Below are 23,990 nucleotides of genomic sequence, written 5' to 3' on the forward strand. Positions count from 1 at the left end.
TTCGGCTTTCTCTAATTAGTCGGCTATGAAAAAGCCATTGACCATTTCATTCGAAACAGATGAAATGTGTGGGTACTTATAGCAGGGTGCTAAATCTTTATCAATCAAGACAGAGCGAACTCCTTCGAAAAAGTCTTCGTGTTTCATGAAGTTCATTGCAAGAATAAGGTCTGTGGCAAGGCATTCTTCCAATGTTTTTTGTTCGCCGTCAATTAACTGCTTTAGTGTCACTTTTAATGATACAGGTGATTTCGTACGCATTGTTTCTATGGCTTCTTTCGCGAATGAAGTATCATTTTCCCCTAAGGCATCGAAGAGGGATTCTATCGTCGTCTGAGAGAAATGGTCGTCTATGTCTTTTTGCAAAGATATTAGTTTGCCTTCATCCGGTGCGGTTGATGTGTATTTTGTGAGCAATGTGTCAATGGTTGTTTGCTCCCATTTCCTTCCCTCCAATTCATCGATGAAAAGCAGGAGTTTTTCATGAGACATAAAATGATCTGCTCCATTTATATACAGTACATCTGCAGCTTTTAATTGTGTAGCCGTCAATGCTAAATATCTTCCGATGAATCCCGGAGCCTTATTTAAAAAATAGGCGGCACCTACATCTGGGAAAAAACCAATTGTCATTTCTGGCATTGCCCAAACGGTACGCTCGGTAACGATTTTAATAGAAGCACCATAAGTTAAACCTACGCCGCCTCCCATGACAATACCATCTAAACAAGCAATGATTGGTTTAGGGAATTGGGCAATGGATAAATCTGTTTGATATTCTTCTGTGAAAAAGTCGTTTGCTTTTTGGAGACCATTTTCACTATTTTTCGCTTCATATAATGTTTTAATATCTCCGCCGGCACATAAACCTTTTGTTCCTGCACCTTTGATTATGACAGCTTTGACACGTTCGTTTGTCTTCCAATCTGTTAATTTTTCCCCGATTGCTTGAACCATCGCGAAGGACAGTGAGTTTAAAGCTTTCGGCCGATTGAGTAAAATTGTAGCAACTCCATTGTCGCTTATTGAAAAAAGGACTTCTTCTGTCATTGTTCACAACCCCTTTTACGTATGTTTAAATAGCGGTTTTCTTTTTTCAATAAATGCGTGTACACCTTCCTTGGCATCGTCTGTTAAAAACAGTTCAGCAAAATTGTTACGTTCCCGTTCTAGCCCATTTACTAAGGATTCATTTGCTCCCTGTATGATACATTCTACAGCTCGCGTGATGCTGGTCATACTCTTACCGTCTACAAATGCTTTGGCAATCGTTTTAGCAGTTGGCAAAAGATCTTCTGGGGAAACGACTAATTGGATAAGTCCAGCTTCCTTTGCCTCGTCGCCGTTAAGTTGTTTGCTTGTTAAAATTAGTTCCAATGCAGTGGCTGTACTGGTTATCCTGCTCAATCTTTGCGTTCCGCCGAACGTAGGGATAAGCCCAAGTTGAAGCTCGGGTAATCCCAGTTTGGCTGCAGATACGGCAATCCGGTAATGGCAGCTCATAGCCAATTCCAATCCTCCACCAAGACAAGCACCATTAATGGCTGCGATAACGGGTTTTTTCACCGATTCTATTTCGTTGCAAATTGCTTGTCCCGCTGTGGCCATTGCCAATCCTTTCTGGTCGTCACCTAGTGCGTCAATGAATTCTTTAATATCAGCACCGGCAACAAAGAAGCGACCTGCACCAGTTAAAATAATCGCTTTCAACTTATCATCATTGGCAAGACATTTAAAAACCTCTCTTAGTTCGGCAATGCATGCTGTTGACAATGTATTGGCTGGTGCATGGTCTATTTCCACGATTGCAATGTCATCTTCAATCAGTAGATTTGTGAAATTTCTCGACATGATTTCTCCACTCCTTTATTAACTATATTTGTTGACATAAAGAATCCACTCAACAACGCTCGGCACCCCTATGAGGCGCATTCGCTGGTGATTATATAGAATCATTAGTTCAATATATATATTAGTTATGCAATTATCATGCCAGTCTAAAGAGTGTGTAGTAGGAATGTTTAATTAATATGGAACTGTAAAACTGTCTAGACAGTTTTACAGTTATTCGTCAGATAAAAGTTTTCGTAGTCGGGAGATTTTCATCGGTTGAAGCCTGTGAACTGAAATCTAATCAGGGAATCTACGGATGCTGTTGGTATGGCTTTCTAGGGGTTATTTTTCAAAAAAATATTTTTTTCTTTACTTTTGGTTTTAGATGTTCTACTATGAAGTTAGTAAAGTTTCCTGAGGGAAACAATAATGTAATTCATTTTTTTGCCTATAAAGTTTCCCTAGGGCAAAAAAAATTTGGATTTAAAGTTTCCCTTGGGAAACTCCGGCATATAAATAGATATATGGAGGTGTGTAAATATGAAAGATGCAATTGTAGTTTCGAATTTGCATGTGTCGTATTTCGGAAAAGAAGTGCTACATGATATAGAGTTCACGATATCAAGTGGGAAATCAGTTGGAATCATTGGACCGAATGGAGCAGGGAAGTCCACTTTGCTTAAAGTGTTACTAAATTTGATTTCAAAAGATAAAGGGGATATTACAATCCTTGGTTCCACGCTGAAAGAGGTCCGTAAACGAATTGCTTACGTTCCGCAGCGTAGTACAATCGATTGGGATTTCCCGATTACAGTCAAAGATACAGTTCTTATTGGTACGTATCCGACAGTTGGATTATTAAAAAGGCCAGGGCGAAAGGAAAGGGCATTGGCTCTGAAGTGCCTTGAAAAGGTTGATATGATCGAGTTTCAGGATCGGCAAATTGGAGAATTATCTGGCGGTCAGCAGCAGCGTGTTTTCCTGGCTAGAGCACTTGCTCAGCAGGCAGATTTGTTTTTACTCGATGAACCATTTGTTGGAATTGACGCAACGAGTGAAGAGATGATTGTGAAGATTTTAAAAGAGTTGCGCGATGAAGGAAAAACAATCATCGTCGTCCATCATGATTTGAACAAGGCGGAAAAATATTTTGATGAACTGTTGTTGTTAAACAAGGAGTTAATTGCGAAGGGCAGTGTGAAAGAAGTGTTTACGCCTCAAATGATTTCAAAAGCATACGGCGGACAATTATCGTTTTTAGATGGGGTGATGGCGAAATGATGCATTTCATCGAGGCAGTTATGCAATATGGTTTTCTGCAAAAAGCGCTTATTACATCGGTGATGGTTGGCATCATTAGTGGCGTCATTGGCTGTTTTATTATTTTAAGAGGAATGGCCCTGATGGGGGATGCGATATCTCATGCCGTATTACCAGGTGTCGCAATTTCTTTCATGCTAGGTATCAATTTCTTTATCGGAGCGGTAATAACGGGTATTTTAACAGCTATCGGTATAGGATTCATCAACCAGAACAGTCGTGTGAAAAATGATTCTGCGATTGGCATCATGTTTACTGCTGCATTTGCCGCTGGGATTATCCTTATCACATTTATGAAGAGTAGTACAGATTTGTATCACATCCTGTTTGGGAATGTGTTGGCGGTCAGACCTTCTGATATGTGGATGACACTAATAGTTGGTATTTTCGTGTTGTTAAGTGTGTTTATATTTTATAAAGAGTTGCTTGTCAGTTCGTTTGACCCGATTATGGCTCAAGCATATGGGCTTCCGACTAAGATGATCCATTACTTTTTAATGGTTCTATTAACACTTGTTACGGTCGCATCGTTACAGACAGTGGGCATCATATTAGTCGTTGCGATGCTTATTACACCCGCTTCGACAGCTTATTTATTAACTGATCGGCTGTCTGTCATGATAGTCATTTCAGCTGCATGTGGAACGATTTCGGCGATAATTGGTTTGTATTTGAGCTTTACGTACAATCTTGCATCTGGCGCAACAATCGTACTCGTCGCAACCGCTTTATTTTTCTTAGCATTTATATTCTCACCGAAACAAGGTTTATTGTGGAGAGCTATTCGAACAAATAAACAAAAATCAGCCGTTTTATAAAAGGTAATTCAAAATAGAAGGGGAAGATTGTGAATGAAAAAGAGTATGCTATTGTTTGCGCTGGTTGTTGTTGGAGTCTTGTTGTCGGCATGTAACCAAGGGGCGACTGCTCCAAAAGAGAAGGGTGAAAAACTGCAAGTCGTTGCGACGTATTCGATTGTCTACGATATTGTGAAAAATGTCGGGGGAGATTTGGTCGATGTTCACAGCCTTGCACCGATTGGATCAGATCCTCACCAATATGATCCACTTCCGGCAGATGTCGCTTTGACGACAGATGCAGATGTTGTTTTTTATAACGGGCTAAATTTAGAAGAAGGAAATGCATGGTTTACTAAATTGATGGAAACCGCTGGAAAAGCGGGGGAGGATGCGCCGGTATTTCGTGTAAGTGAAGGGGTTGAACCGATGCTCCTCAGTTCGAAGGACCATTTAGGGGAAGAAGATCCCCATGCTTGGCTTGACGTGCGCAATGGCATCAAGTATGTAGAAAACGTGCGTAAATCCCTGAAGAAAATTGATCCAGAAAATGCAGACATCTATGATGAAAACGCGGATGCATATATCACTGAACTCAAAGCCCTTCATGAAGAAATCGTGGAGAAAATGAACAAGATCCCAGAAGAACGACGGATACTCGTGACGAGTGAAGGTGCGTTCAAATACTTCTCCAAAGCGTATGATTTTAATGCAGCCTACATTTGGGAAATCAATTCACACCATGAAGGAACACCTGAACAGCTGACAACTATCATTGCAACTATCAACGAGGAAAAGGTTCAAGCATTATTTTTAGAAACAAGTATCGATCCACGTAGCATGGAGATGGTATCAAGGGAAACGAATGTGCCGATTAAAGGGAAAATCTTTACGGACTCTCTAGGGAAACCTGGTGATGATGGCGATACGTATGTGAAAATGCTAAGATGGAACGCAGACATGATTTATAGTAGTTTGAATCAATAACAAAATGATGTAGCAGCCAGGACTTTTTACTTCAAAAGTCCTGGCTGCTTTTTGGTGGAAATAGTTGTGTCGGTGATAACCTAATCCATGGCGGTGATAAGTCCGTTTGAGCCGGTGATAACGCAATCCATGGCGGTGATAACCTCGTTTGAGTCGGTGATAATACAATCCATAACGGTGATAAACTCAGTATAAGCTTGTTTTTTGTTAGTCCATATTAATGAAAATCCCATCAAGATTTGCTTCGTTTTTCAATAAACCGGTTTCTGTCATCCAATCGGCAGTTGCTTGCCATGCCTGTTCATCCTGCTTACCAAACGTACCAGGTGCTGTCATTTTCGGAAGAAGAATCGAAAGTGACTCTCTTTCAACAACCTCGACGAGTGGGAAATTCGCTTCATCCTGGTATTTTAGCAAGATAGACAGCGCTTCTTCAGGATCTTTCTCCATATCATCAAAGGCTCTTCCGGCAGCGCGCCAAAATGCTTCGATGTTCTTTTGGTCTTTCTTCCAGGTATCGTCACTTGTCACAACAATAAGTTCATAAAACGAAGGTATTTCGAAGTCTGTCGGGTCAATATACCCTGTTGGAAATCCTTCATATTCAAGTAGCGGTACTTCATGATTAATATATGCCCCGATAACAGCGTCTGCTTTTTTTGAAATCAATGCAGAATTTAATTCAAACCCCACATCGACCATGTTTACTTTACCGTAGTCTGCACCATCTGCTTTCATCATTGTTTCTAGTATTGCTTCGTTCAAAGGGATTCCTGAATAGCCTACAGTTTTTCCTTCTAGATCTTTTGGTGACTCGATACCACTTTCTTTTAAAAATGCTACGTGATTCAATGGCGAACGAACGAGAACGCCGACGGATTTAATGCCGATATTCTGTTCAGACTTTGCAATTATAACGTCAGGCTGATAGGTGATGCCCATAGTCACTTTTCCTGCTGCTGCAAGGTTAATAGGATCAGTCGGACTTGTGGGGAACTTGATATCCAGTTCAATGCCTTCATCTTTGAAATAACCTTTTTCCTCCGCAACATAAAGGAAGCTATGTACAGCATTAGGATACCAATCAAGCATGATACTTACCTTTTCTGTTTTTTCATTAGTATTGCACGCGCTGAGCAATAGAATTAGCGCAATACTTGTAAGTGATAATGTGATTTTCTTCAATTTTTAATCCTCCATTTTAACGTTCGATTTTCAATAATGGTCACGCAGATGAATAGACCGATTCCGACGGCACTCAGTACAAAGATGGGTGCGAAAACAGCTGCACCATCGAACTGCGTCATCATACGCCTACTGAAGTAACCAAGGCCTGCCTGCGCGCCTAACCATTCTCCGATTGCAGCGCCAATTACACTTAGTGTCACAGCGACTTTCATTCCAGAAAAGAAATGAGGGAGGGCAGTTGGTACGGAATATTTATAGAAAATATCCTTTTTTGAAGCACCCATCGTCAAAAAAAGTTCTTGTATATCTTTTTTTCCTGACGATAAACCATCGAATGTATTCACTGTTATCGGAAAAAATGTGATGAGCACAGTAACAGCAACTTTGCTCCAAATTGTGTAACCAAACCACAGTACAAAAATAGGTGCAAGCGCAATAATAGGAACCATTTGAGATGCAATGAGAATTGGATAGAGCGCTTTTCGTATGCCTGGACGGGAAGACATTAGCACTGCAATTGCTGTTCCTGAAATAATCGAAATGGCTAGGCCGATAATAATCGTCATCAAAGTAACCGGTAGATGTTTCAACAATAATACTTCCCTCAGTTCCCAAAAACGTAAAAAAATTTGTATAGGGGAAGGGAGAATGAACGCTTTACCGTAAAGGCGTGCACCCAACTCCCAGATACTTAGAAATCCTGCAATGATTACTAAGGAAGCCGTATTTTTCACAGCGAAACCTCACTTCTGAGCTTGCCGATAAGCAGTTCTTTTAGCTCGAGCATTTCAGCGCGATGTAAATCGTTTCTTATTCGAGGTCTTTCAAGAGGCACTTCGATTTCCACGAATGAAGTGACAGGTTTGTTTTGCAACAGAAAAATACGGTCTGACAGAAACAGTGCTTCCTCTACGTCATGTGTGATGAAAAGGACAGTTGATTTGCGCTTTTCCCACAGATTGATGAGCCACTCTTGCATAGCCAGTCGGGTGATGGCGTCGAGTGCTGAAAACGGTTCATCCAACAATAGTAGGGAATTGCCAGAAAGAACAGCGCGTAAGAAAGCGACGCGCTGCTTCATTCCACCCGAAAGTTCTCCTGGATAGTTATCCTCTGTTCCACCAAGACCGAACTCTTGTAATAATGGTTGTACTTGTTCCTTGGCGGCCTTCTTATCTAATCCGGCTACTTCAAGCGGAAGACATGCATTTTCTAAAATGGTTCGCCAAGGCAGTAACAAATCTTGTTGTGGCATATAGCCGACCTTTCCAAGGCGCTGAGTATTTGGATTCCCTTCAAGAGAAATGGTACCCCCTGAGGGTTCATCTAATCCGGTTACAAGACGAAAAATCGTACTTTTACCGGAACCGCTAACACCAATTATCGAAATAAACTCACTGGGAAGAATGTTGAATGACAGATTATCGAGTATGCTGTTGCCTGATTCGTACGTGAATGAAACACCGTCAAACGATAGCATTTATCATTTCAACTCCAGGCCACATTTGTTTTGTATTTGCCATATCCCAAAACATATATTCATAACGAGTTGTATTGAGGAAGATCTCCTCGAGCTTTAACAGTTCATGCTCCGGTTTTCCTTCTGCTGATTTGTTCATTAAATCAATACACCAGCCCGCAAGTTCCTTGAATTCATCCGAAGAATACATCTGAATCCAATCGCCATATAACGAGTGATCGGCAGCACCTGGAATAGCATTTAGCTCCTTACCGATTTCCCAGTAACTCCATGCGCAAGGAAGCAGAGCAGCCATCACTTCCGCAACGGTTCCATTTTGACAGACGTGTAACATGTAGTGTGTATAGGCAAGAACAATTGGTGACGGCTTAGCGTTTTCAAGTTCCTGTTCAGAAATGCCGAACCGCAGTGCGTAGCTTCGATGCAGGGCCATTTCCTTGTTCAGCGTCCCATCGAGTAGTGTCGCGAATTTGCCCATCGTTTCCAAGTCGTCGGCTTTTACAGCCCCAATCGCAAACAGTTTTGCATAATCAATCAAATACAAGTAATCCTGTACCATATAAAACCTGAATTTATCCGGATCAAGCGTCCCATCGCCAATTCCTTGTACGAACGGATGGCTATGATTCTGTCTCCAGATTGGTAACGTCTTTTCTAACAAACGGTCAGTGAACTTCATGATATCAACACTCCCTTTGTATTCTTGAAAACCAAAAAACCCACTCCTTGAAGAAGAAGTGGGTTGTAGACAATCAAAAGTATCCCGGAAAATAGACCGGCAGAATTATTGTGTCAGCACCTCTTCCTTACGCTGGTATTAACCAGTTCAAGTTATAAGGGTCAAGGCACATGCCTCTCTCAGCTCTGTTAGAGCACCCCTAGCGGTGGATCATATGAAATTGGACTCATCCCCATTATAAGCATATTAAAAATAGAAGGTCAACCTTAACTTTGTGAAAAGTTAGAAAGGAATGTATGTTTCCTTTTACGAGAATTATCCTGTAAAGTAGAAAGAAAAAGTATTGAAGGGGGAAATGAATTTGAAATTTTTCCATACAGCGGACTGGCATTTAGGCAAGCTCGTTCAAGGTATATATATGACAGAAGGACAGCGTTATGTGCTTGATCAATTTGTAGAGGCAGTCAAAAAAGAGAAGCCAGATGCGGTCGTTATCGCAGGCGATTTGTATGACCGTGCGGTGCCACCTACAGAAGCGATTGCACTACTTGACGAAGTGCTTGGAAAAATTACTATGGAACTTGGAATACCTGTCCTAGCGATTGGAGGAAACCATGATAGCCCGGGACGCCTCCATTTTGGAAGCGGATTGATGCGAGTAAATGGCTACCATATTGCAGGTCAGATGACGAAAGTAATCGAACCGGTCGTTTTGTCAGATGACTACGGTGAGGTTCATTTCCATCTCGTACCATTTGCGGATCCTTCTGTTGTAAAACATTTGCACGAAGATGAAACGATTGTGAACCATAACGATGCGATGAAGAAAGTGACGGCAACTATCCGTGAACAAATGGCAGAGGGGGTCCGACATGTATTTGTTGGACATGCTTTTGTGACACCTCACGGAGAAAGTGAAAATAACACGAGTGACTCCGAACGACCGTTGGCAATTGGTGGGGCAGAATATGTGTCGGCGCATCTTTTCGAAGGATTTAATTATACTGCACTTGGCCACCTACATCAGGCACATTATGTGTTAAATGAAACAGTGCGATTTGCGGGTTCGCCAATGAAATATTCGATTTCAGAAGAACATCATAATAAAGGGTTTCTAATTATCGAACTTGACGCTGCAGGGCAGGTATCTGTTGAGAAACGGGAGTTGAAGCCAAAGCATGATATGCGGACGGTTGTAGGGACGATGGAACATATTTTGTTGCACCCAGTAAGTGAGGATTATGTTTTTGTTAAATTGCTAGATGAGACTCCGGTTTTATTCCCGATGGAAAAAGTACGGTCAGTCTATCCGAACGCGATGCATGTTGAGCGTAAAGTGCTCATGCTGACCGCAAATGCGGTTGATGAACAACGTATGGAACATGGGAAGCATGATGATTTAGCACTCTTTAAAGCATTTTACGAAGAGATGAAAGGAGAAGCGGCAGACGTAGAAACGGAGACCCTCTTTTCAGAAGTGCTCCATGAAGTTATGCACAAGGAGGGGACACAGCTGTGAGACCAATTCAATTAATGATGACGGCATTTGGACCATATAAAGGGACGGAAACGGTCGATTTCAGGGAATTGAAAGACAATCAACTCTTCGTTATTTCAGGAGCTACTGGTGCGGGGAAAACCACGATATTTGATGGGATTTGTTTTGCGCTATATGGTCAGGCGAGCGGAGAAGATCGAACGGATAATCGTGCGATGCGAAGCGACTTCGCAGACGACGCAGTTCAAACGACCGTTGAATTGACGTTTGACATTCATAATCGAACGTACCGCATCATGCGGCAAATACCGTATGTCAAACAGGGGAACAAGTCCGAAACGTCTGCGCGCTGCGAGTTCTATGAACTGACGGAAGACGGGGAGGTACCACTTGTCGACAGGCAGATTGTATCTGAAATTAACAAGAAGGTAGAAGAACTAATCGGCTTTACACAAGCACAATTCAGTCAGATTGTTATGCTGCCGCAAGGAGAGTTCCGAAAGTTTCTAACGTCTGATACAGAAAATAAAGAAACAATCATGCGGAAAATATTTAAAACAGATAAGTACCGTGAAATAGTGGAGCAGCTAAAAGGGAAGAAAGACAGCGCACAAGCGACTCTGACGAAAGAGATGCAACAGAGCGAGGGGCATATTGGACAAATAGCGACCTTACTGCCCGAGCGTGAGTCATCGGTCTTTACTGTTCTTGCGAATGAACATTACAATGTGAATCAAGTCGTTCAAGGATTAGAAGAAGAATTTGCGTTTTATCAAGACAAGACGGTTGTTGTTAAAAAGAGTTACGATGAAGTTTATGCAAAACATACAAAAATGCAAGAAATGTACCACGCCGCGAAAAGTATGAATGAACGTTTTATTGAACTACGTCAAAAAGAATTATCGTTAAATAAGTTAACGGAACATTTGCCGATTGTGGAACAAAAAGAGCAACAAATAGCCGACGCAGAGCGAGCTGTTTCAATCGGTGAACTTGAGATGCAATTACTCAAATTGAAAGAAGAAACTGCCACGAAAGCAGGTAATCTTAAGAATGCGAAGGAAGCAGTCCAGATAGCAACAGAAAAAATGGAACTTGCTGGGCAGCGTTTTCGAGTGGAAGAAGCAAGAAAAACTGACCGTGAAAAGCTGACGGAAAGTTTGATACGACTAAAAGATTTCCTTCCGGCTGTTTCAAGTTTGGCATCGAAGGAAACTGCTCTTGGTGTGATGAAAAAAGAAAACAATCATTTGGAAAAAGAACTTGGGAAAACCGTTAGAATGACAGATGAAGAAACGAAGAACTTGGAAAAAGTAAAAGTAGAAATCGAGATGTTTGAAGTGGGACAAGTTCAGTACGATGAACGTATCGATCAACTAAATGAAACGATTGAAAAGTGCAAACTACTGGATGAATTCATTGCCATTCGAAATCGGATACACGTATTGGAACAAGGAAAGAATGATCACGAGGCGCGTTATGAGAAAAGTAAATCGGAATACGATGCAGTAGAACAACTTTGGCTAAATAACCAAGCAGCTATGTTGGCTGAGTCTTTAAAAGACGGGGAATCCTGCCCGGTATGTGGGAGTGAACATCATCCCGCTAAATCGCATAAAACAATTGAAGTAACCATTTCAAGGGAAAAGCTGGAAGTGGAGAAAGAACGGCTGAAAGAAGTCGAGGGGCAATTCCGAACCGCGGCTATTACCTACCAAAATACAATCGAGCAGTTAACTGATAAAGAAAATGAAATGAAGCGGTTAGCTATAGAAAAGGATAATAATAATTTACATGAGGTGAAACAGAAGCTAGAAGCGGAAGTGGCTAAGCTTCGCGCAGATCGAAAATTGCTTGTTAATCTGAAAGTGGAATTGAAAAAGAAAGAAGTAATTACAGCGCAAATCGTGGCGCAGAAAACTGAAATGGAACGTGCATTGTTTCAACAAAAATCGTCCTATGATACACAACTAGCCCTGTTTAACATGACATTACAAACGATACCCGAAGATGTACGGGTACTAGCCACGCTTCAGGAGCGGATTGCTGAAACTGAAAAGAAAAAAGAAGAATTAGATTACGCTTGGGAAGTAGTCCAGAAAGTGCGTGAGGAAACGAGCGAGAAGCTGGGGGCGGCGAAAGTAGCAGAAATTCATGCTGGGGAAACCTTGGAAGAAGTTGTAGGGAAGAGGGGGCAGGCGGAAAGTAGATTCAAAAAAGCATTAGAAGAATCGGCATTCCCAACAGAACAGGCTTATCGTGAGGCGAAAATGCAAGAAGTTGACCGCATTTTGTTGAAAGAAAAAGTGGCGGTATTCAAACAACAACTTTATAGTTTACGCGATGCAGTAGGGGAGTTACGGGTACTGCTTGAAGGGAAAGAAGTGGTGGATTTGAGCGATTTGGCAACGAAAGTGGCCAAATTGAAAACTGATTATGAAGCCGCTCTTACTGACTATAATGCTTCCTCAGAATATGAAAAAAACGCATTCAGTTTGAAGGAGAAACTTGTACAGTCATCCGTAACAGTGATTGAACTTGAACGAATATATGGGAAAATCACAGACCTTTACGATATCGTAAGAGGACAGAACGGTTTGAAGTTGTCATTCGAACGCTATATTCAAATCGAATACTTGGAACGTATTATCCAATCGGCGAATGAACGTTTGAAAGAAATGTCGAACGGGCAGTTTGTCTTAATCCGCAGTGACCGTCAGGAAGTACGAGGGAGACAAAGTGGACTGGGTCTCGATGTATATGATGCTTATACAGGGCAAACACGTGACGTGAAGACATTGTCAGGTGGCGAAAAGTTCAATGCCTCTCTCTGTCTAGCACTTGGTATGGCAGATGTCATTCAAAGTTTCCAAGGTTCGGTGTCAATTGATACGATGTTTATTGACGAAGGATTCGGGTCACTTGATGAAGAGTCGTTGAACAAAGCAATTGACACATTAATTGATCTACAGAAATCAGGTCGTATGATTGGCGTCATTTCTCACGTTGAAGAACTGAAAGCTGCATTCCCTGCGATTCTCGAAGTGAAAAAAGCAAAAGAAGGCCATAGTCACACGAAGTTTACTATTAAATGAGTTAATCTTATGTCCGTTTGCATGTTCGATCATGCAAACGGACAATTATTATATCGAAAATAGTATTATGATTTGTTTATTGTTAATATATCAGAAAAATCAATGTTTTATTATTCTTTTTAACATAATAAATTGCCATTATTATATTGCATTTTGTAAAGGAAAAGAGTATTATTAATTCAGCGATATATTGCATACGTGTAATGTTATTTACATCAAGGGGGAACTGAAGTTATGCAAAAGAAGTTATCATTTTCATCGTATCTTGCCATTGGCTTGATGCTATTCGCACTATTTTTTGGAGCAGGAAATCTTATTTTTCCAGCACAGCTTGGGCAATATGCTGGAACGAACATGTGGCTAGCTGTTCTTGGGTTTTTAATTACTGGAGTTGGGCTTCCATTTCTCGGCATCTTAGCGATGGGCTTCTCGGGGAGCCAAAATTTACAGCAACTTGCAAGCCGGATACATCCAGTTTATGCAGTTGTTTTCACATCACTTTTATACTTAACAATTGGTCCATTCTTCGCCGCACCACGTACAGGTGCAGTCGCATTTGATATTGGAATCTCTCCGTTTATTAGCGCGGAATATATGCAGATTGCTACAATTATCTTTACTTTATTGTTCTTTGGTCTTACATTGTGGTTATCATTAAATCCCGCGAAAATCGTTGACCGTGTAGGTAAAATCCTTTCACCAGCACTCATCGTACTTTTGTTCGCTTTGTTGGTTATGGTTATTGTAAAACCAATGGGTGTAATTCAATCACCGCAAGGCGATTATACAAGCGGAGCGTTAATAAAAGGCGTTATGGAAGGTTATAACACAATGGACGCACTCGCTTCATTGGTCTTCGGGATTATCGTCATTAACGCAATCCGCTCGATGGGTGTGACGAATAAACGTGAAATTCTAATGGCGACAGCAAAAGCAGGTGCGATTGCGACTACATTCCTTGCGATTATCTATGTAGGAATTGCTTACTTAGGGGCGACGAGCACAGAGTTATTTGGACTCTTTGATACGGGCGGACCTGTATTAAGCGGTGCATCATCTCATTATTTGGGGACATTTGGATTGGTTATGCTCGCTGTAGTAATCCTACTCGCATGTTTGACTACGAGTATCGGACTGATTACTGCATGTGGTGAATATTTCAATACAATTATGCCGAAAATTAGCTACAAAGTTTTCGTTATTTTCTTCTCAACATTCTGTTTCGTTATCGCGAATTTTGGATTGGCGAATATCATTACGTATTCGATTCCGGTATTGATGTTCTTGTATCCGTTGTCAGTCGTTTTAATGATTCTGACATTCCTGTCACCGCTATTCAACCATGCTCGTGTAGTGTATGTATCAGCAACGGTCGTTGCATTTATGATTAGTATTATTGATGGATTTAAAACACTTTGTAAATCACTTGAGATAGCGTATTTTGATTGGTTAGCCCCAATTATATCCTTTTATGATCGTGTACTTCCTTTCTATGAGGAAGGGCTTGGTTGGCTTTTACCGGTACTCGTTGTCATACTAATAACCGGAATAGCCGCACGCATTCGGAAAAAACCTACAGTAGAATTATAATAAAAAGCCGGTTCCTCACTGAGGAATCGGCTTTTTATTATAATTGACTCGTCTGTTGATTAACCATTTATTGGCATAAAATACTGGCGAGTAGGGCTTGGAAAAATCCCTTTTCACTGGATCATTACCGGTTTGCTTTCGGCGAACTATTCATGACATATTTACCGAGGGGCAAGTGTGGCTAGAAATGACATTGTCAGTTCTAGCCACACTTTTGGGGAGGAATTGCAGTTCATTCCATCCTAGGTAATTCTGTTACGAATAGTTGCCTGTCGCATACCTACACATCAAGACCTCTCGGTAATCGTATAGAGGTCCTTCAATCCAAAGCAATTCAAACATAACTGTACACAAAGCGTCTAGTGTTTGATCAAGTTATTTACTGTTTTTGGGGGTTAATCTATACATGTGCTAATTTGATTTGAGAGAATGAAATTCTTCAATCGCACGTAGCCAGTTTCCACTCATAATTGAGGAAACAGCTATAGGATCCCGTTCTTTCATTGAATTGATAATTTTATCATGCTCATCAATCGATTTTTCAGTTAAGATAATAGAGTTATGGAAGAATAATCTTCTGACATGTGCTTGAAGTGAAGCGACCATAGTTATGATGTATGGATTGTCCGCTGCGTCAACGATAATCTGATGAAACTCTTCGTCGATTTTTAAAGCAGAAAAGTAATCTTCAGTATAGACTGCATGGGCAAATATTCTATTCGTACTTTCAAGTAAGGCGATCGTCTCTTCTGTCAGCTGCGGGATTGCAAGTTCAGCGGATAAGGCTTGCAATGCTGCGAGGGGTGGAAGGAGGTCTGTGATAGATTCTTTATCGACTTCCGTTACTTGCGTTGCCTTCCCAGGATACATTCTCACAAACCCTTGCACTTCAAGCAATTGCAACGATTCACGAATAGGTGTCCTGCTAACCCCGAGCGCCCCGGCAAGTTCTGTATCGTTTAACTTTTCACCTGGATGTAATGTGCCATCTATAATCCATTGCTGGAGTTGGTTAAATGCATTTTCCTTTGCGGAAATTCGAAGTGGCTTCGTATGATCTGTCGGTACCGGCATTTTGAATCACCATCCTGTATTTGTCATTATTGCTCTAGTATACAATAAAGTAAGCTCAGTTGGAAGATATGCAATATATTACGAGTGAATTTTTCTGTTTTTAAAAAGATGGTTTGTCTTCGGAAAGCGTTTTTTCATAACAATGTACACGTAGTAACCAATCATACTACCTAGTGTGTTTAACCATAAATCATCAATATCGCTACTTCTGGCTTGGGACAACTGCGTTATTTCGATAAAAAGAGATATGCTTAACCCAATCAAACAAACTTTCCAAAATCGATTGAATTTGCTCCATAATAAAGGAATCATAAAACCAATGGGCATGAAAATGCATATATTACCTAAAAAATTTATAATAAATGGCTGCCAGAAATTCAATTCCGTAATGGCATAATAATTATCTTGAAAAACCCTGAAAGGAATAAGATTTACATTCGAAAATGAGCGTGTAACGACCGGTCCTGTATAAAGAAACGTCAGGATTGTTTGTGAAAATAACGCCGTCATGAATAATAAAAAGATGACAACACCAATTTCATGGTAGACATGAAGTTTCACATATCCGCGTATTTTATTGTAAATGATGCGGGTGATGAGGATGATTGGCAAAGCGATGAATAGATAAGGAATCATTTCTGCGATATACCCTAAGATTGTAGTCATTAAATCCACCTTATTTTATGTAATGTCGCGCTTATATTTCAGAGAGATATCTTGATCCTCTTTAGAAGTTCCATATGCAAGTTCTTCATGCTGGAAGATGAATCCGCGAGCCTCATAGAAGGGAATGCCATAATGGTTTCCTTTGGCGACGGAAACCCATTGTTCATTTGCGCCATACGTATATTTCTGTATTTTAGTAAAGAAGTCGAGAAGTCGTGTGCCAATACCCATTCCTCGCATTAAAGGGTCTAAATAAAAGACATATACTTCTCCCGCAGTTTTACTAGTCATTCCGCCGCCAATAGCACCGACGATTTTTCCATTTGACTCAGCAATGAAATAACCGTGCCATTGTTCATTAATAGAGACGATTTCTTGCTCAATACGTTGCACGCTGTAATATTGGTCAATTAGTTTAGTAATATAATCCTTGGAATAAAGCTTGTCGTATGTAAACCATTGACTCGTTATAAGTATGTCAGTTATGGCCGCGGCATCGTTCCTTGCCGCTCTACGAATAGTAATCGTATTCATTGCAGACACCTCTTTGAATGTAATAATACACATACTGATTGTAATGGTAAAGACAGCTTTCTGTAATGTTCCTGTAATAGTCGATTGCTATTATAAGTATAGACTAAATAGCAGGGAGTAGAGTAATTGAGAAAATTATTAATGACCCTCATTCTTACGATTGCATTATTGGTCAGCGGAGCAGATGTAAGCTGGGCAGCATCGCCAAATTACACAGTTAAAAAAGGTGATTCGTTATTCACGATATCTAAGATGCATAACGTATCCATTTCCAAATTAAAATCATGGAACAACTTGAAGTCAAATATAATTCAGCCGAACATGAAGCTGAAAGTCGCTTCTGGGGCAAAAGTAGTTAAAAAAGCAGCAGCACCGAAAAAAGTGGTTAAATCAGTTGCGAAAACACCATCTCGATCCGATTCTGATAATGTTGTCAAAGAATTCACTGTTTCGGCCAGTGCATTTACGGCCAATTGCAATGGATGTTCAGGAGTAACAAAAACAGGTATTAATCTGAAAAGTAACCCGGATGTGAAAGTCATTGCTGTTGACCCAAGTGTCATTAAACTAGGAACGAAGGTATATGTGGAAGGCTACGGATATGCAATCGCCGGTGATACGGGAAGCGCAATCAAAGGAAACAAGATTGATGTATTTTTCCCGACAAAAGAGGCAGCGTATAAATGGGGTCGTAAAAACGTGACGATAAAAATACTGAATTAAATGATAAAGCGCCAACTTTCCGATTGGAGGGTTGGCGCTTTTTATGCGTCGATTTACAGTCAAAGTGTGCTCTTAATCTTGCTTGCTCTTTGTAATGAAAAAGACAACTCATTGTAATGTTATTGTCATACAACTTGGGCAAGCTGTCTCCTGAGAATAAAATACAAGGAGACGAGTAAATGAAAAACATACTTTTGACATTAATCCTGACGATTGTCTTATTAATTAGCGGAGCAAATGAGGGTTTCGCCTCATCTGCAACGTATAAAGTCAAAAAAGGCGATACATTATACAAAATCTCTCAAATGCATAATACAACAGTAGCGAAATTGAAGTCGTGGAATAATTTGAAATCGGATCTCATTTTCCCGAATCAAAAACTGAGTATCGGTTCAAACGCTAAGAAATCTAAGAAAGCAGCTGCAACAGCTGATAAGCCCGCATCAAAAGCTGTATCACGGTCAACGTCTACGAATGCCGGCAAAGAATTTACCGTCTCGGCAACTGCATATACAGCTTATTGTAATGGTTGTTCCGGTATCACAAAAACGGGCATAAATTTAAGAAAAAACTCAGATCTAAAAGTGATTGCCGTCGATCCGAATGTTATCAAACTTGGAACGAAAGTACACGTAGAAGGGTACGGATACGCGATTGCAGGTGATACTGGAGGCGCGATTAAAGGAAATAAAATTGATGTATTTATACCTACGAAAAGCGAGGCCTATAAGTGGGGGCGAAAAAATGTCAAAATAACAATAGTCGAATAATCACTATCAAAGCTTGCCTGATCGATTAGGCAAGTTTTTTTTATTGTCTAGGAAATCATGAAATCTCGTACTGTGGATAAGTTGTAACGTAGAGATTTTACGTCTAGACTCCAGCGCCTAGCCCCTCGAGTCACTTCTGGCCTGTAGGTAAAGGCAAAGAGCGCTTGTCGGGGCTGAACAGGCGCTTACGCTTTTGTTCTTGAAAGGATAAGTTTTTAGATTTGGAACAGTGTCTAGACTTCAGGCGTTAACCGCTCTAGTCATAAGTAATCTAGCTATGTGTCAAAGAACGCCACGTCGTGCTTGCAAGGATGCAGGTATGCAGTCGTTGCGACATGATGTCGCGAACTTAGACTGCCTTCCCTTTGTCCGACTTATACCTGTCGCGTCTTAAAGGGAGCCTTTCGCTTTTCTTATTGAAGTAAAGGAGTATGAAACATAAAATGTATAATACATATCAGTACATTGCTATTCATAGCCCTGTCTGCTATATTTCGTATTCACCTATTAATCGAACTTTAAGGAGTTTCAAGCAATGATTTATTTCCAAAAAAGTGACATAAAAAATCCCCATATCAAACCAAATGTAACAGTTAATTTGAAATTGAAAATGATTCTTCTCATTGGTATATTAATCATCGCAATCGTCTTGGTCATCGGGGTCTTTATGAATTATTTTATATCTGATATGTTAGAAACGCAGATGGGAGATCGGGCGCTCGGCGTTGCTGAAAGCGTTGCACATATCCCCGAACTGGTTAATGCATTTAAGGATGACAATCCTGCGTCAATTATCGGTCCGATTATTGCACCAATTCAAGAGGTGACTGGCGCTGAATTCATCGTCATCGGAAATGCGGAAGAAATAAGGTATGCTCACCCTATAGCCGCTAAAGTCGGAGGGAAAATGATGGGGGAAGACAATGAGAGGGCATTAGTGCGTGGTGAATCGTACCTCTCAAAAGCGATCGGCTCATTAGGCAGCTCATTAAGGGCGAAAGTACCCATTTACCTTGACGGGAACATTGTCGGTGTCGTATCTGTCGGTTTTTTAGCTAATGATATGCAAACTATAATCCATAACTATAATAGTCAGTTATGGATTGTCTTGTTGCTCATTGCAGGAGTTGCAGTTATCGGTGCAATCATCATTGCATCGTATATTAAAAAAGTATTATATGGATTAGAACCAGAGGAAATAACCCATTTGCTGATCCAAAAAGAAACGATTCTTCAGTCGACGCATGAAGGGATTATTGCATTAAATCAAAATGGAATGATCACGATGATAAATTCTGCTGCACAACTTTTATTATTCGATAAACAGATTGCATCAGATTATTACGTTGGTAAAAAAATACAAGAAGTATCTCCAATTGAACATTTATCCGTGTTGTTGAATGACGTAAACGGGCTATCTGATAAGGAAATAGTGATAGGTAATAATAGTGTTTTCATAAACACTGTTCCAATCTACTTTGAACAGCTGTTCATCGGGACGGTATCCACTTTTAGGAACAAGACTGAAATTGAGTCGTTAACGAAGGAGCTGACTCGGGTTAAACAATACGCAAATGCATTAAGGGCCCAAACCCATGAATTCTCAAACAAGCTACATATGATACTCGGCTTACTACAACTGGGAAAGAAAAAGGAAGTTATTGATTATATTCAAAAAGAAAGTAACTTGCAAAAAAACTGGATTCGTATATTGATAAGGAAAGTAGCAGATCCGCTAATAAGTGGAATTTTATTAGGGAAATTAAATCAGGCGAATGAATCAGGTATAGATTTGGTAATTCACCAGGATAGTATATTGGAAAATCAATTATCTGAGAAGAAAAGTGAGGTGTTATTGACAACAATAGGGAACCTAATTGATAACGCAATGGACGCAGTGAAAAAGAATCCTTCCTCAAACCGAAAGATATCGATTTTTTTCACTGATATAGGTGATGATATCATTTTTGAAATAGAGGATTCAGGAGAAGGAATTACTGAGAAGCTAGCTCAAAAGATATTTGAACAAGGATTTACTTCGAAAGAAGGCACGAATCGTGGTTTCGGGCTTGCTTTGACGAAACAGCTAATAGCCGAAGTGAATGGAGCACTCTATTTAGAAGAAGGAGAGCTGGGTGGAGCTTGTTTTGTTGTCTCCATACCGAAAAATCCACGTGAAGGGACAGAAAACAATGCGTGAAACAATTCAAGTATTAATAGTGGAAGACGACTTTAGAATTGCTGAAATAAATCGTCAATCCGTCAATCGGGTAGATGGGTTTACTGTCATGGAAGTTGTTAAAACTGCGGAAGAAGCATTGATTTTATTGCGGAACAAAGCGAAGTTGCCACATCTAATTTTATTAGACGTCTATATACCTGATACCGAAGGATTGAGTCTGTTTTGGCAATTACGAAAAGAGTTCACTGAAATTGACGTCATTATGGTGACTGCAGCTAAGGAGGTAACGACCATTGCTGAAACGTTACGTGGCGGAATTTTTGATTATATTGTGAAACCTGCAGATTTCATCCGTTTTGAACAGACGTTGAAACGTTTCAGTAATCAGCACGTCCTTTTGACTTCAAGGGAAGAGCTTGAACAAGATGAAATCGATTGGTTGACAGGTTTGCAAACATCCCAAAAGATTGAAACTGTTGCGATAGGAAAGTTACCGAAAGGAATTGACCAAATTACATTAGATAAAATAAAAGATGTTATACAGGCAACCGATAATTCTGGCGTTACGGCAATGGACGCTGGCAAAAGAGTGGGGGTAAGTCGATCAACCGCAAGACGTTATTTAGAGTATTTAGTGTCGGTTAAGGAAGCAGAAGCACAATTAAAATATGGAGACATCGGGCGGCCTGAACGAAAATACATACCGTGGACAAAATGAACAAAACACACAGAAAGATCAATAATGTTTTTACTTAATTAAACTTATTTTTCTAACCTCTTTATGATAAGTTTCTGAGTATAGAAAACTTTGAAAAAGAGAGGGATCATTTTGTCTGTCGAAACAAATTTTCAATCGTTGTGAAAATTGATGTATCCGCTTACAATATGTGAACTTCCTTTTCATTAGTAAACAGCCGTTTACTAGAAGGAGGAAATTATGCTTAGTATTATTGGTTTATTTACAATACTCATTGTTGTTGTGCTACTTATAAGTGGCAAAGTCTCTCCAATTGTAGGGCTAGTACTTGTTCCGATAGTGGGGGCGTTCAGTGCAGGATTCAACTTCGAACAAATTGGTGAGTTTTTCACAAGTGGAACGCAATCTGTCTTCAGTGTTGCTGTCATGTTCATTTTTGCGATACTGTTTTTCGGAATCATGCAGGATGTAGGGGTATTCGACCCTCTCATTGATAAGATGATATCACTTACTCGTGGAAATGTTATTGCAGTGGCTGTTGGTACTGTCATCATTGCTGCAATCGCTCATTTGGACGGTTCAGGAGCCTCGACGTTCCTAATTACAATCCCCGCTTTGCTCCCGTTATATAAAAAGTTAAAGATGAGTCCCTATTTGTTGCTCATGTTGGTCGGAACAAGTGCAAGTGTAATGAATATGGTTCCTTGGGCTGGCCCGTTAGGAAGAACCGCGGCAGTGCTTGATATGGATGTCACTGAACTGTGGAGACCACTCATTAAGATTCAAATAATCGGCCTAGTATTATTAGTTGTTTTGGCAGTTTTACTTGGACTTCGTGAAAAACGTCGCATCGCGAAAAACATATTAGCGGATGAAAAATCCATGTCCGTAGATGACTCACTTGAATTGCCGGTAAATGTTAATCAGGGTCAAGATACGGTCGCGGAAAAGTTATTGAGCCGACCAAGGTTTTATTGGGTAAACGTCATATTAGCAATCAGTGTAATCGGTGTTTTGGTCTGGGGCGTAATTCCAGCTGGATTCGCATTTATGATTGGGGTCAGTATTGCTTTACCTATTAACTATCCTAATATACAGGACCAGATGTCGCGCATAAAAGATCATGCACCAGGTGCGATTCTTATGGCAACGATCATTTTGGCCGCAGGTTCGTTTTTAGGTATTCTAAATGGGACGGATATGTTGAATTCGATTGCAAAAGATCTTGTGACTGTTTTGCCAGCATTCATCATTCCATATTTGCACATCATCATAGGAGTGCTCGGTGTTCCATTCGATTTACTGCTAAGTACGGATGCCTATTATTTCGCATTGCTTCCGATTGTCGATCAGGTTGTAACTGGTTTTGGAGTATCTTCACTCTCTGTCGCTTATGCTATGATTATCGGAAATATCATTGGAACGTTTGTCAGTCCTTTATCTCCGGCTCTATGGCTTGCACTAGGATTGGCAGGGCTTGAAATGGGCCGTCATATCCGTTATTCATTTATGATGATGTGGGGTTTCAGTGTTGTTCTATTGGCAATCGCTATTGTGATCGGTGTTATTAAAATCTAAGTTTAAAATTGAAAAACAATTTTCCTTCGGGGAAGTTGTTTTTTTGTTGTTTGAATAGTTTTCGAAACTGACTGGGTGACTGTGATTCAGTCAATTCGGATGATACAATAAAGAAAAAGATGAGTGGGAGTAGAAGTCTCGGAAATAGATTTCGATATATTTGTGCTCATAAAAAATTTGGAGAAAATCGAGCTGTGCTTTCTGAACGAGTCATTAATCGTCGACTGTAACAATGAGGGGAATTGATTCGGGACCAATCTCTCAGAATTAAGGGATGCTATCCAATTCATAGAGTAAGTACAGGAGCCGTTAAAAAAGAACGATTTCAAAGAATGGTTGAAATACATGCAGGAGGGGTGGAATAAATGAACGTCTATATTATTACAGGTGTGTCAAAAGGGATTGGATTTGAACTTGCAAAGCAGCTAGGTAGTGAGGGGCATTTCGTTATCGGGATTGCACGCACTATAAGTAAACTAGACGGTGTAAAATTCATTAGAGCAGATCTTTCTGAAACGGAGAAACTGGAAGCGCTAATGGATGAGTTAATCACTGTTTCCCCACGAGAAGTGGTGTCATTCACACTTATTAATAACGCTGGCATGGTTGATCCTATTGGAATAATGGGTGCTATAAATGCGGAAGATATAACAAAAGCAGTAGCATTAAATTTGACGGCACCAATGATTTTATCCAATACATTTATTGGGGCTTTGAAAAACTTCAAAGGAGTGAAGCGAATCGTCAACATCTCATCTGGAGCAGGCCGCAATGCGTATGAAGGATGGGGAGCATATTGCACAACGAAAGCGGGACTTGATCATTTCTCACGTGTTGTCGCACTTGAGCAGGGGAACGCGGAACACCCAGTAGACATCGTTTCTATCGCGCCGGGGATTATAGATACTGGAATGCAGGAAACAATTCGGGGAAGTAAGGAAGAGGCATTCCCTCTCATTGATCGTTTTATAGACTATAAGGAAAAAGGGTTGTTAAGCAGTGCTGAACAAACTGCTGGCCAATTGATTGCATTTATGGTGAATGAAGACTTCAAAACAGTAGGTGCGATTGCTGATTTACGGGATTTTTGACACTGAAGTTAGAAGCGAGCAAATAGCGTTGCGAACCGATCATATAACTGGATTGCCGATCAAATAGCGTTGTTTCCTGATCATATAACTGGATTGCCGATCAAATAGCGTTGCGTCTCGATCATATAACTGGATTGCCGATCAAATAGCATTGCGTCCCGATCATATAACAGGTTTGCCGATCATAAAGCATTGCGTCCCGATCATA

21 protein-coding genes and 1 riboswitch are annotated in these 23,990 nt (G+C 40.4%); of the genes, 12 read left to right on the plus strand and 9 right to left on the minus strand.

Translation table 11 applies throughout. The features are described from left to right. Positions 1 to 15: 15 nt before the first annotated feature. Entirely contained in the window at positions 16 to 1,050 is a 1,035-nt protein-coding gene (locus tag ACGLYD_RS04225; RefSeq protein ID WP_354314426.1) for an enoyl-CoA hydratase/isomerase family protein, read from the minus strand. Between the two features lie 15 nt (positions 1,051 to 1,065). Then, on the minus strand, positions 1,066 to 1,851 hold the full coding sequence (locus ACGLYD_RS04230) for an enoyl-CoA hydratase-related protein (RefSeq protein WP_399631555.1): 786 nt from the start codon (positions 1,849 to 1,851) through the stop codon (positions 1,066 to 1,068). Between the two features lie 522 nt (positions 1,852 to 2,373). On the opposite strand from ACGLYD_RS04230, the gene ACGLYD_RS04235 reads away from it, so the two are divergent. Genes ACGLYD_RS04235 through ACGLYD_RS04245 form a run of 3 tightly spaced genes read left to right on the plus strand, consistent with a single transcriptional unit; the run spans position 2,374 to position 4,937 of the window. Beyond that, positions 2,374 to 3,114 carry a metal ABC transporter ATP-binding protein gene (locus tag ACGLYD_RS04235; RefSeq protein WP_067207414.1) on the plus strand — a complete coding sequence of 247 codons (741 nt, stop codon included), beginning with the start codon at positions 2,374 to 2,376 and terminating at the stop codon, positions 3,112 to 3,114. Then, a complete protein-coding gene (locus ACGLYD_RS04240; protein WP_067213888.1) occupies positions 3,114 to 3,971 on the plus strand; it encodes a metal ABC transporter permease in 858 nt (285 codons plus the stop codon). Before ACGLYD_RS04235 ends, ACGLYD_RS04240 begins: the two co-directional genes overlap by 1 nt. Positions 3,972 to 4,004: 33 nt before the next feature. Then, positions 4,005 to 4,937 (plus strand): metal ABC transporter solute-binding protein, Zn/Mn family, encoded by a 933-nt coding sequence (locus ACGLYD_RS04245; protein WP_399631558.1) that lies wholly within the window; start codon positions 4,005 to 4,007, stop codon positions 4,935 to 4,937. Positions 4,938 to 5,144: 207 nt separating this feature from the next. Here ACGLYD_RS04245 and ACGLYD_RS04250 read toward each other — a convergent pair whose 3' ends face one another. From ACGLYD_RS04250 to tenA, 4 genes are read right to left on the minus strand one after another with little or no spacing between them, the layout of a single operon-like run. After that, positions 5,145 to 6,122 carry an ABC transporter substrate-binding protein gene (locus tag ACGLYD_RS04250; protein ID WP_399631560.1) on the minus strand — a complete coding sequence of 326 codons (978 nt, stop codon included), beginning with the start codon at positions 6,120 to 6,122 and terminating at the stop codon, positions 5,145 to 5,147. Next, on the minus strand, positions 6,119 to 6,859 hold the full coding sequence (locus ACGLYD_RS04255) for an ABC transporter permease (protein ID WP_399631562.1): 741 nt from the start codon (positions 6,857 to 6,859) through the stop codon (positions 6,119 to 6,121). The genes ACGLYD_RS04250 and ACGLYD_RS04255 overlap by 4 nt, the downstream gene beginning before the upstream one ends. Beyond that, positions 6,856 to 7,605 (minus strand): ABC transporter ATP-binding protein, encoded by a 750-nt coding sequence (locus tag ACGLYD_RS04260; RefSeq protein WP_338652972.1) that lies wholly within the window; start codon positions 7,603 to 7,605, stop codon positions 6,856 to 6,858. The genes ACGLYD_RS04255 and ACGLYD_RS04260 overlap by 4 nt, the downstream gene beginning before the upstream one ends. Then, positions 7,592 to 8,284 (minus strand): thiaminase II, encoded by a 693-nt coding sequence (tenA, locus tag ACGLYD_RS04265; protein ID WP_067207426.1) that lies wholly within the window; start codon positions 8,282 to 8,284, stop codon positions 7,592 to 7,594. The genes ACGLYD_RS04260 and tenA overlap by 14 nt, the downstream gene beginning before the upstream one ends. A gap of 107 nt (positions 8,285 to 8,391) precedes the next feature. Next, positions 8,392 to 8,495: riboswitch (TPP riboswitch) on the minus strand. 150 nt (positions 8,496 to 8,645) lie between these two features. On the opposite strand from tenA, the gene ACGLYD_RS04270 reads away from it, so the two are divergent. From ACGLYD_RS04270 to brnQ, 3 genes are all read left to right on the plus strand, one after another. Beyond that, complete coding sequence (locus ACGLYD_RS04270) at positions 8,646 to 9,803, plus strand: exonuclease SbcCD subunit D (protein WP_342537873.1); 1,158 nt, start codon at positions 8,646 to 8,648, stop codon at positions 9,801 to 9,803. Next, positions 9,800 to 12,877, plus strand: coding sequence for an AAA family ATPase (locus ACGLYD_RS04275; protein ID WP_399631567.1), 3,078 nt, complete (start codon positions 9,800 to 9,802; stop codon positions 12,875 to 12,877). The genes ACGLYD_RS04270 and ACGLYD_RS04275 overlap by 4 nt, the downstream gene beginning before the upstream one ends. A gap of 234 nt (positions 12,878 to 13,111) precedes the next feature. After that, a complete protein-coding gene (gene brnQ / locus ACGLYD_RS04280) occupies positions 13,112 to 14,467 on the plus strand; it encodes a branched-chain amino acid transport system II carrier protein (RefSeq protein ID WP_187047268.1) in 1,356 nt (451 codons plus the stop codon). Between the two features lie 411 nt (positions 14,468 to 14,878). Here the strand turns inward: brnQ and ACGLYD_RS04285 are convergent, their stop codons facing one another. From ACGLYD_RS04285 to ACGLYD_RS04295, 3 genes are all read right to left on the minus strand, one after another. After that, positions 14,879 to 15,541 carry a GntR family transcriptional regulator gene (locus ACGLYD_RS04285; RefSeq protein ID WP_067207436.1) on the minus strand — a complete coding sequence of 221 codons (663 nt, stop codon included), beginning with the start codon at positions 15,539 to 15,541 and terminating at the stop codon, positions 14,879 to 14,881. A gap of 78 nt (positions 15,542 to 15,619) precedes the next feature. After that, the gene (locus ACGLYD_RS04290; protein ID WP_082786518.1) at positions 15,620 to 16,207 is read right to left on the minus strand and encodes a VanZ family protein; all 588 of its coding nucleotides are present in this window, start codon (positions 16,205 to 16,207) and stop codon (positions 15,620 to 15,622) included. 15 nt (positions 16,208 to 16,222) lie between these two features. Next, positions 16,223 to 16,741, minus strand: coding sequence for a GNAT family N-acetyltransferase (locus ACGLYD_RS04295; RefSeq protein ID WP_187047269.1), 519 nt, complete (start codon positions 16,739 to 16,741; stop codon positions 16,223 to 16,225). 126 nt (positions 16,742 to 16,867) lie between these two features. On the opposite strand from ACGLYD_RS04295, the gene ACGLYD_RS04300 reads away from it, so the two are divergent. The 6 genes from ACGLYD_RS04300 (at position 16,868) to ACGLYD_RS04325 (ending at position 23,782) form a co-directional block, all read left to right on the plus strand. Further along, positions 16,868 to 17,464, plus strand: coding sequence for a 3D domain-containing protein (locus ACGLYD_RS04300; RefSeq protein WP_067207441.1), 597 nt, complete (start codon positions 16,868 to 16,870; stop codon positions 17,462 to 17,464). Between the two features lie 179 nt (positions 17,465 to 17,643). Further along, positions 17,644 to 18,234, plus strand: coding sequence for a 3D domain-containing protein (locus ACGLYD_RS04305; protein ID WP_354314418.1), 591 nt, complete (start codon positions 17,644 to 17,646; stop codon positions 18,232 to 18,234). 535 nt (positions 18,235 to 18,769) lie between these two features. Then, the gene (locus tag ACGLYD_RS04310) at positions 18,770 to 20,434 is read left to right on the plus strand and encodes a sensor histidine kinase (RefSeq protein WP_067207446.1); all 1,665 of its coding nucleotides are present in this window, start codon (positions 18,770 to 18,772) and stop codon (positions 20,432 to 20,434) included. Beyond that, complete coding sequence (locus ACGLYD_RS04315; protein WP_187047272.1) at positions 20,427 to 21,134, plus strand: response regulator; 708 nt, start codon at positions 20,427 to 20,429, stop codon at positions 21,132 to 21,134. Before ACGLYD_RS04310 ends, ACGLYD_RS04315 begins: the two co-directional genes overlap by 8 nt. A gap of 219 nt (positions 21,135 to 21,353) precedes the next feature. Continuing rightward, positions 21,354 to 22,691, plus strand: coding sequence for a CitMHS family transporter (locus ACGLYD_RS04320; RefSeq protein WP_067207450.1), 1,338 nt, complete (start codon positions 21,354 to 21,356; stop codon positions 22,689 to 22,691). A 365-nt stretch (positions 22,692 to 23,056) separates the two neighbouring features. Beyond that, on the plus strand, positions 23,057 to 23,782 hold the full coding sequence (locus ACGLYD_RS04325; protein WP_354314414.1) for an SDR family NAD(P)-dependent oxidoreductase: 726 nt from the start codon (positions 23,057 to 23,059) through the stop codon (positions 23,780 to 23,782). Positions 23,783 to 23,990: the final 208 nt, after the last annotated feature.

Origin of the sequence: Sporosarcina sp. SG10008 (assembly GCF_044569405.1) — a bacterium.
Taxonomy (GTDB): Bacteria; Bacillota; Bacilli; order Bacillales_A; family Planococcaceae; genus Sporosarcina; species Sporosarcina psychrophila.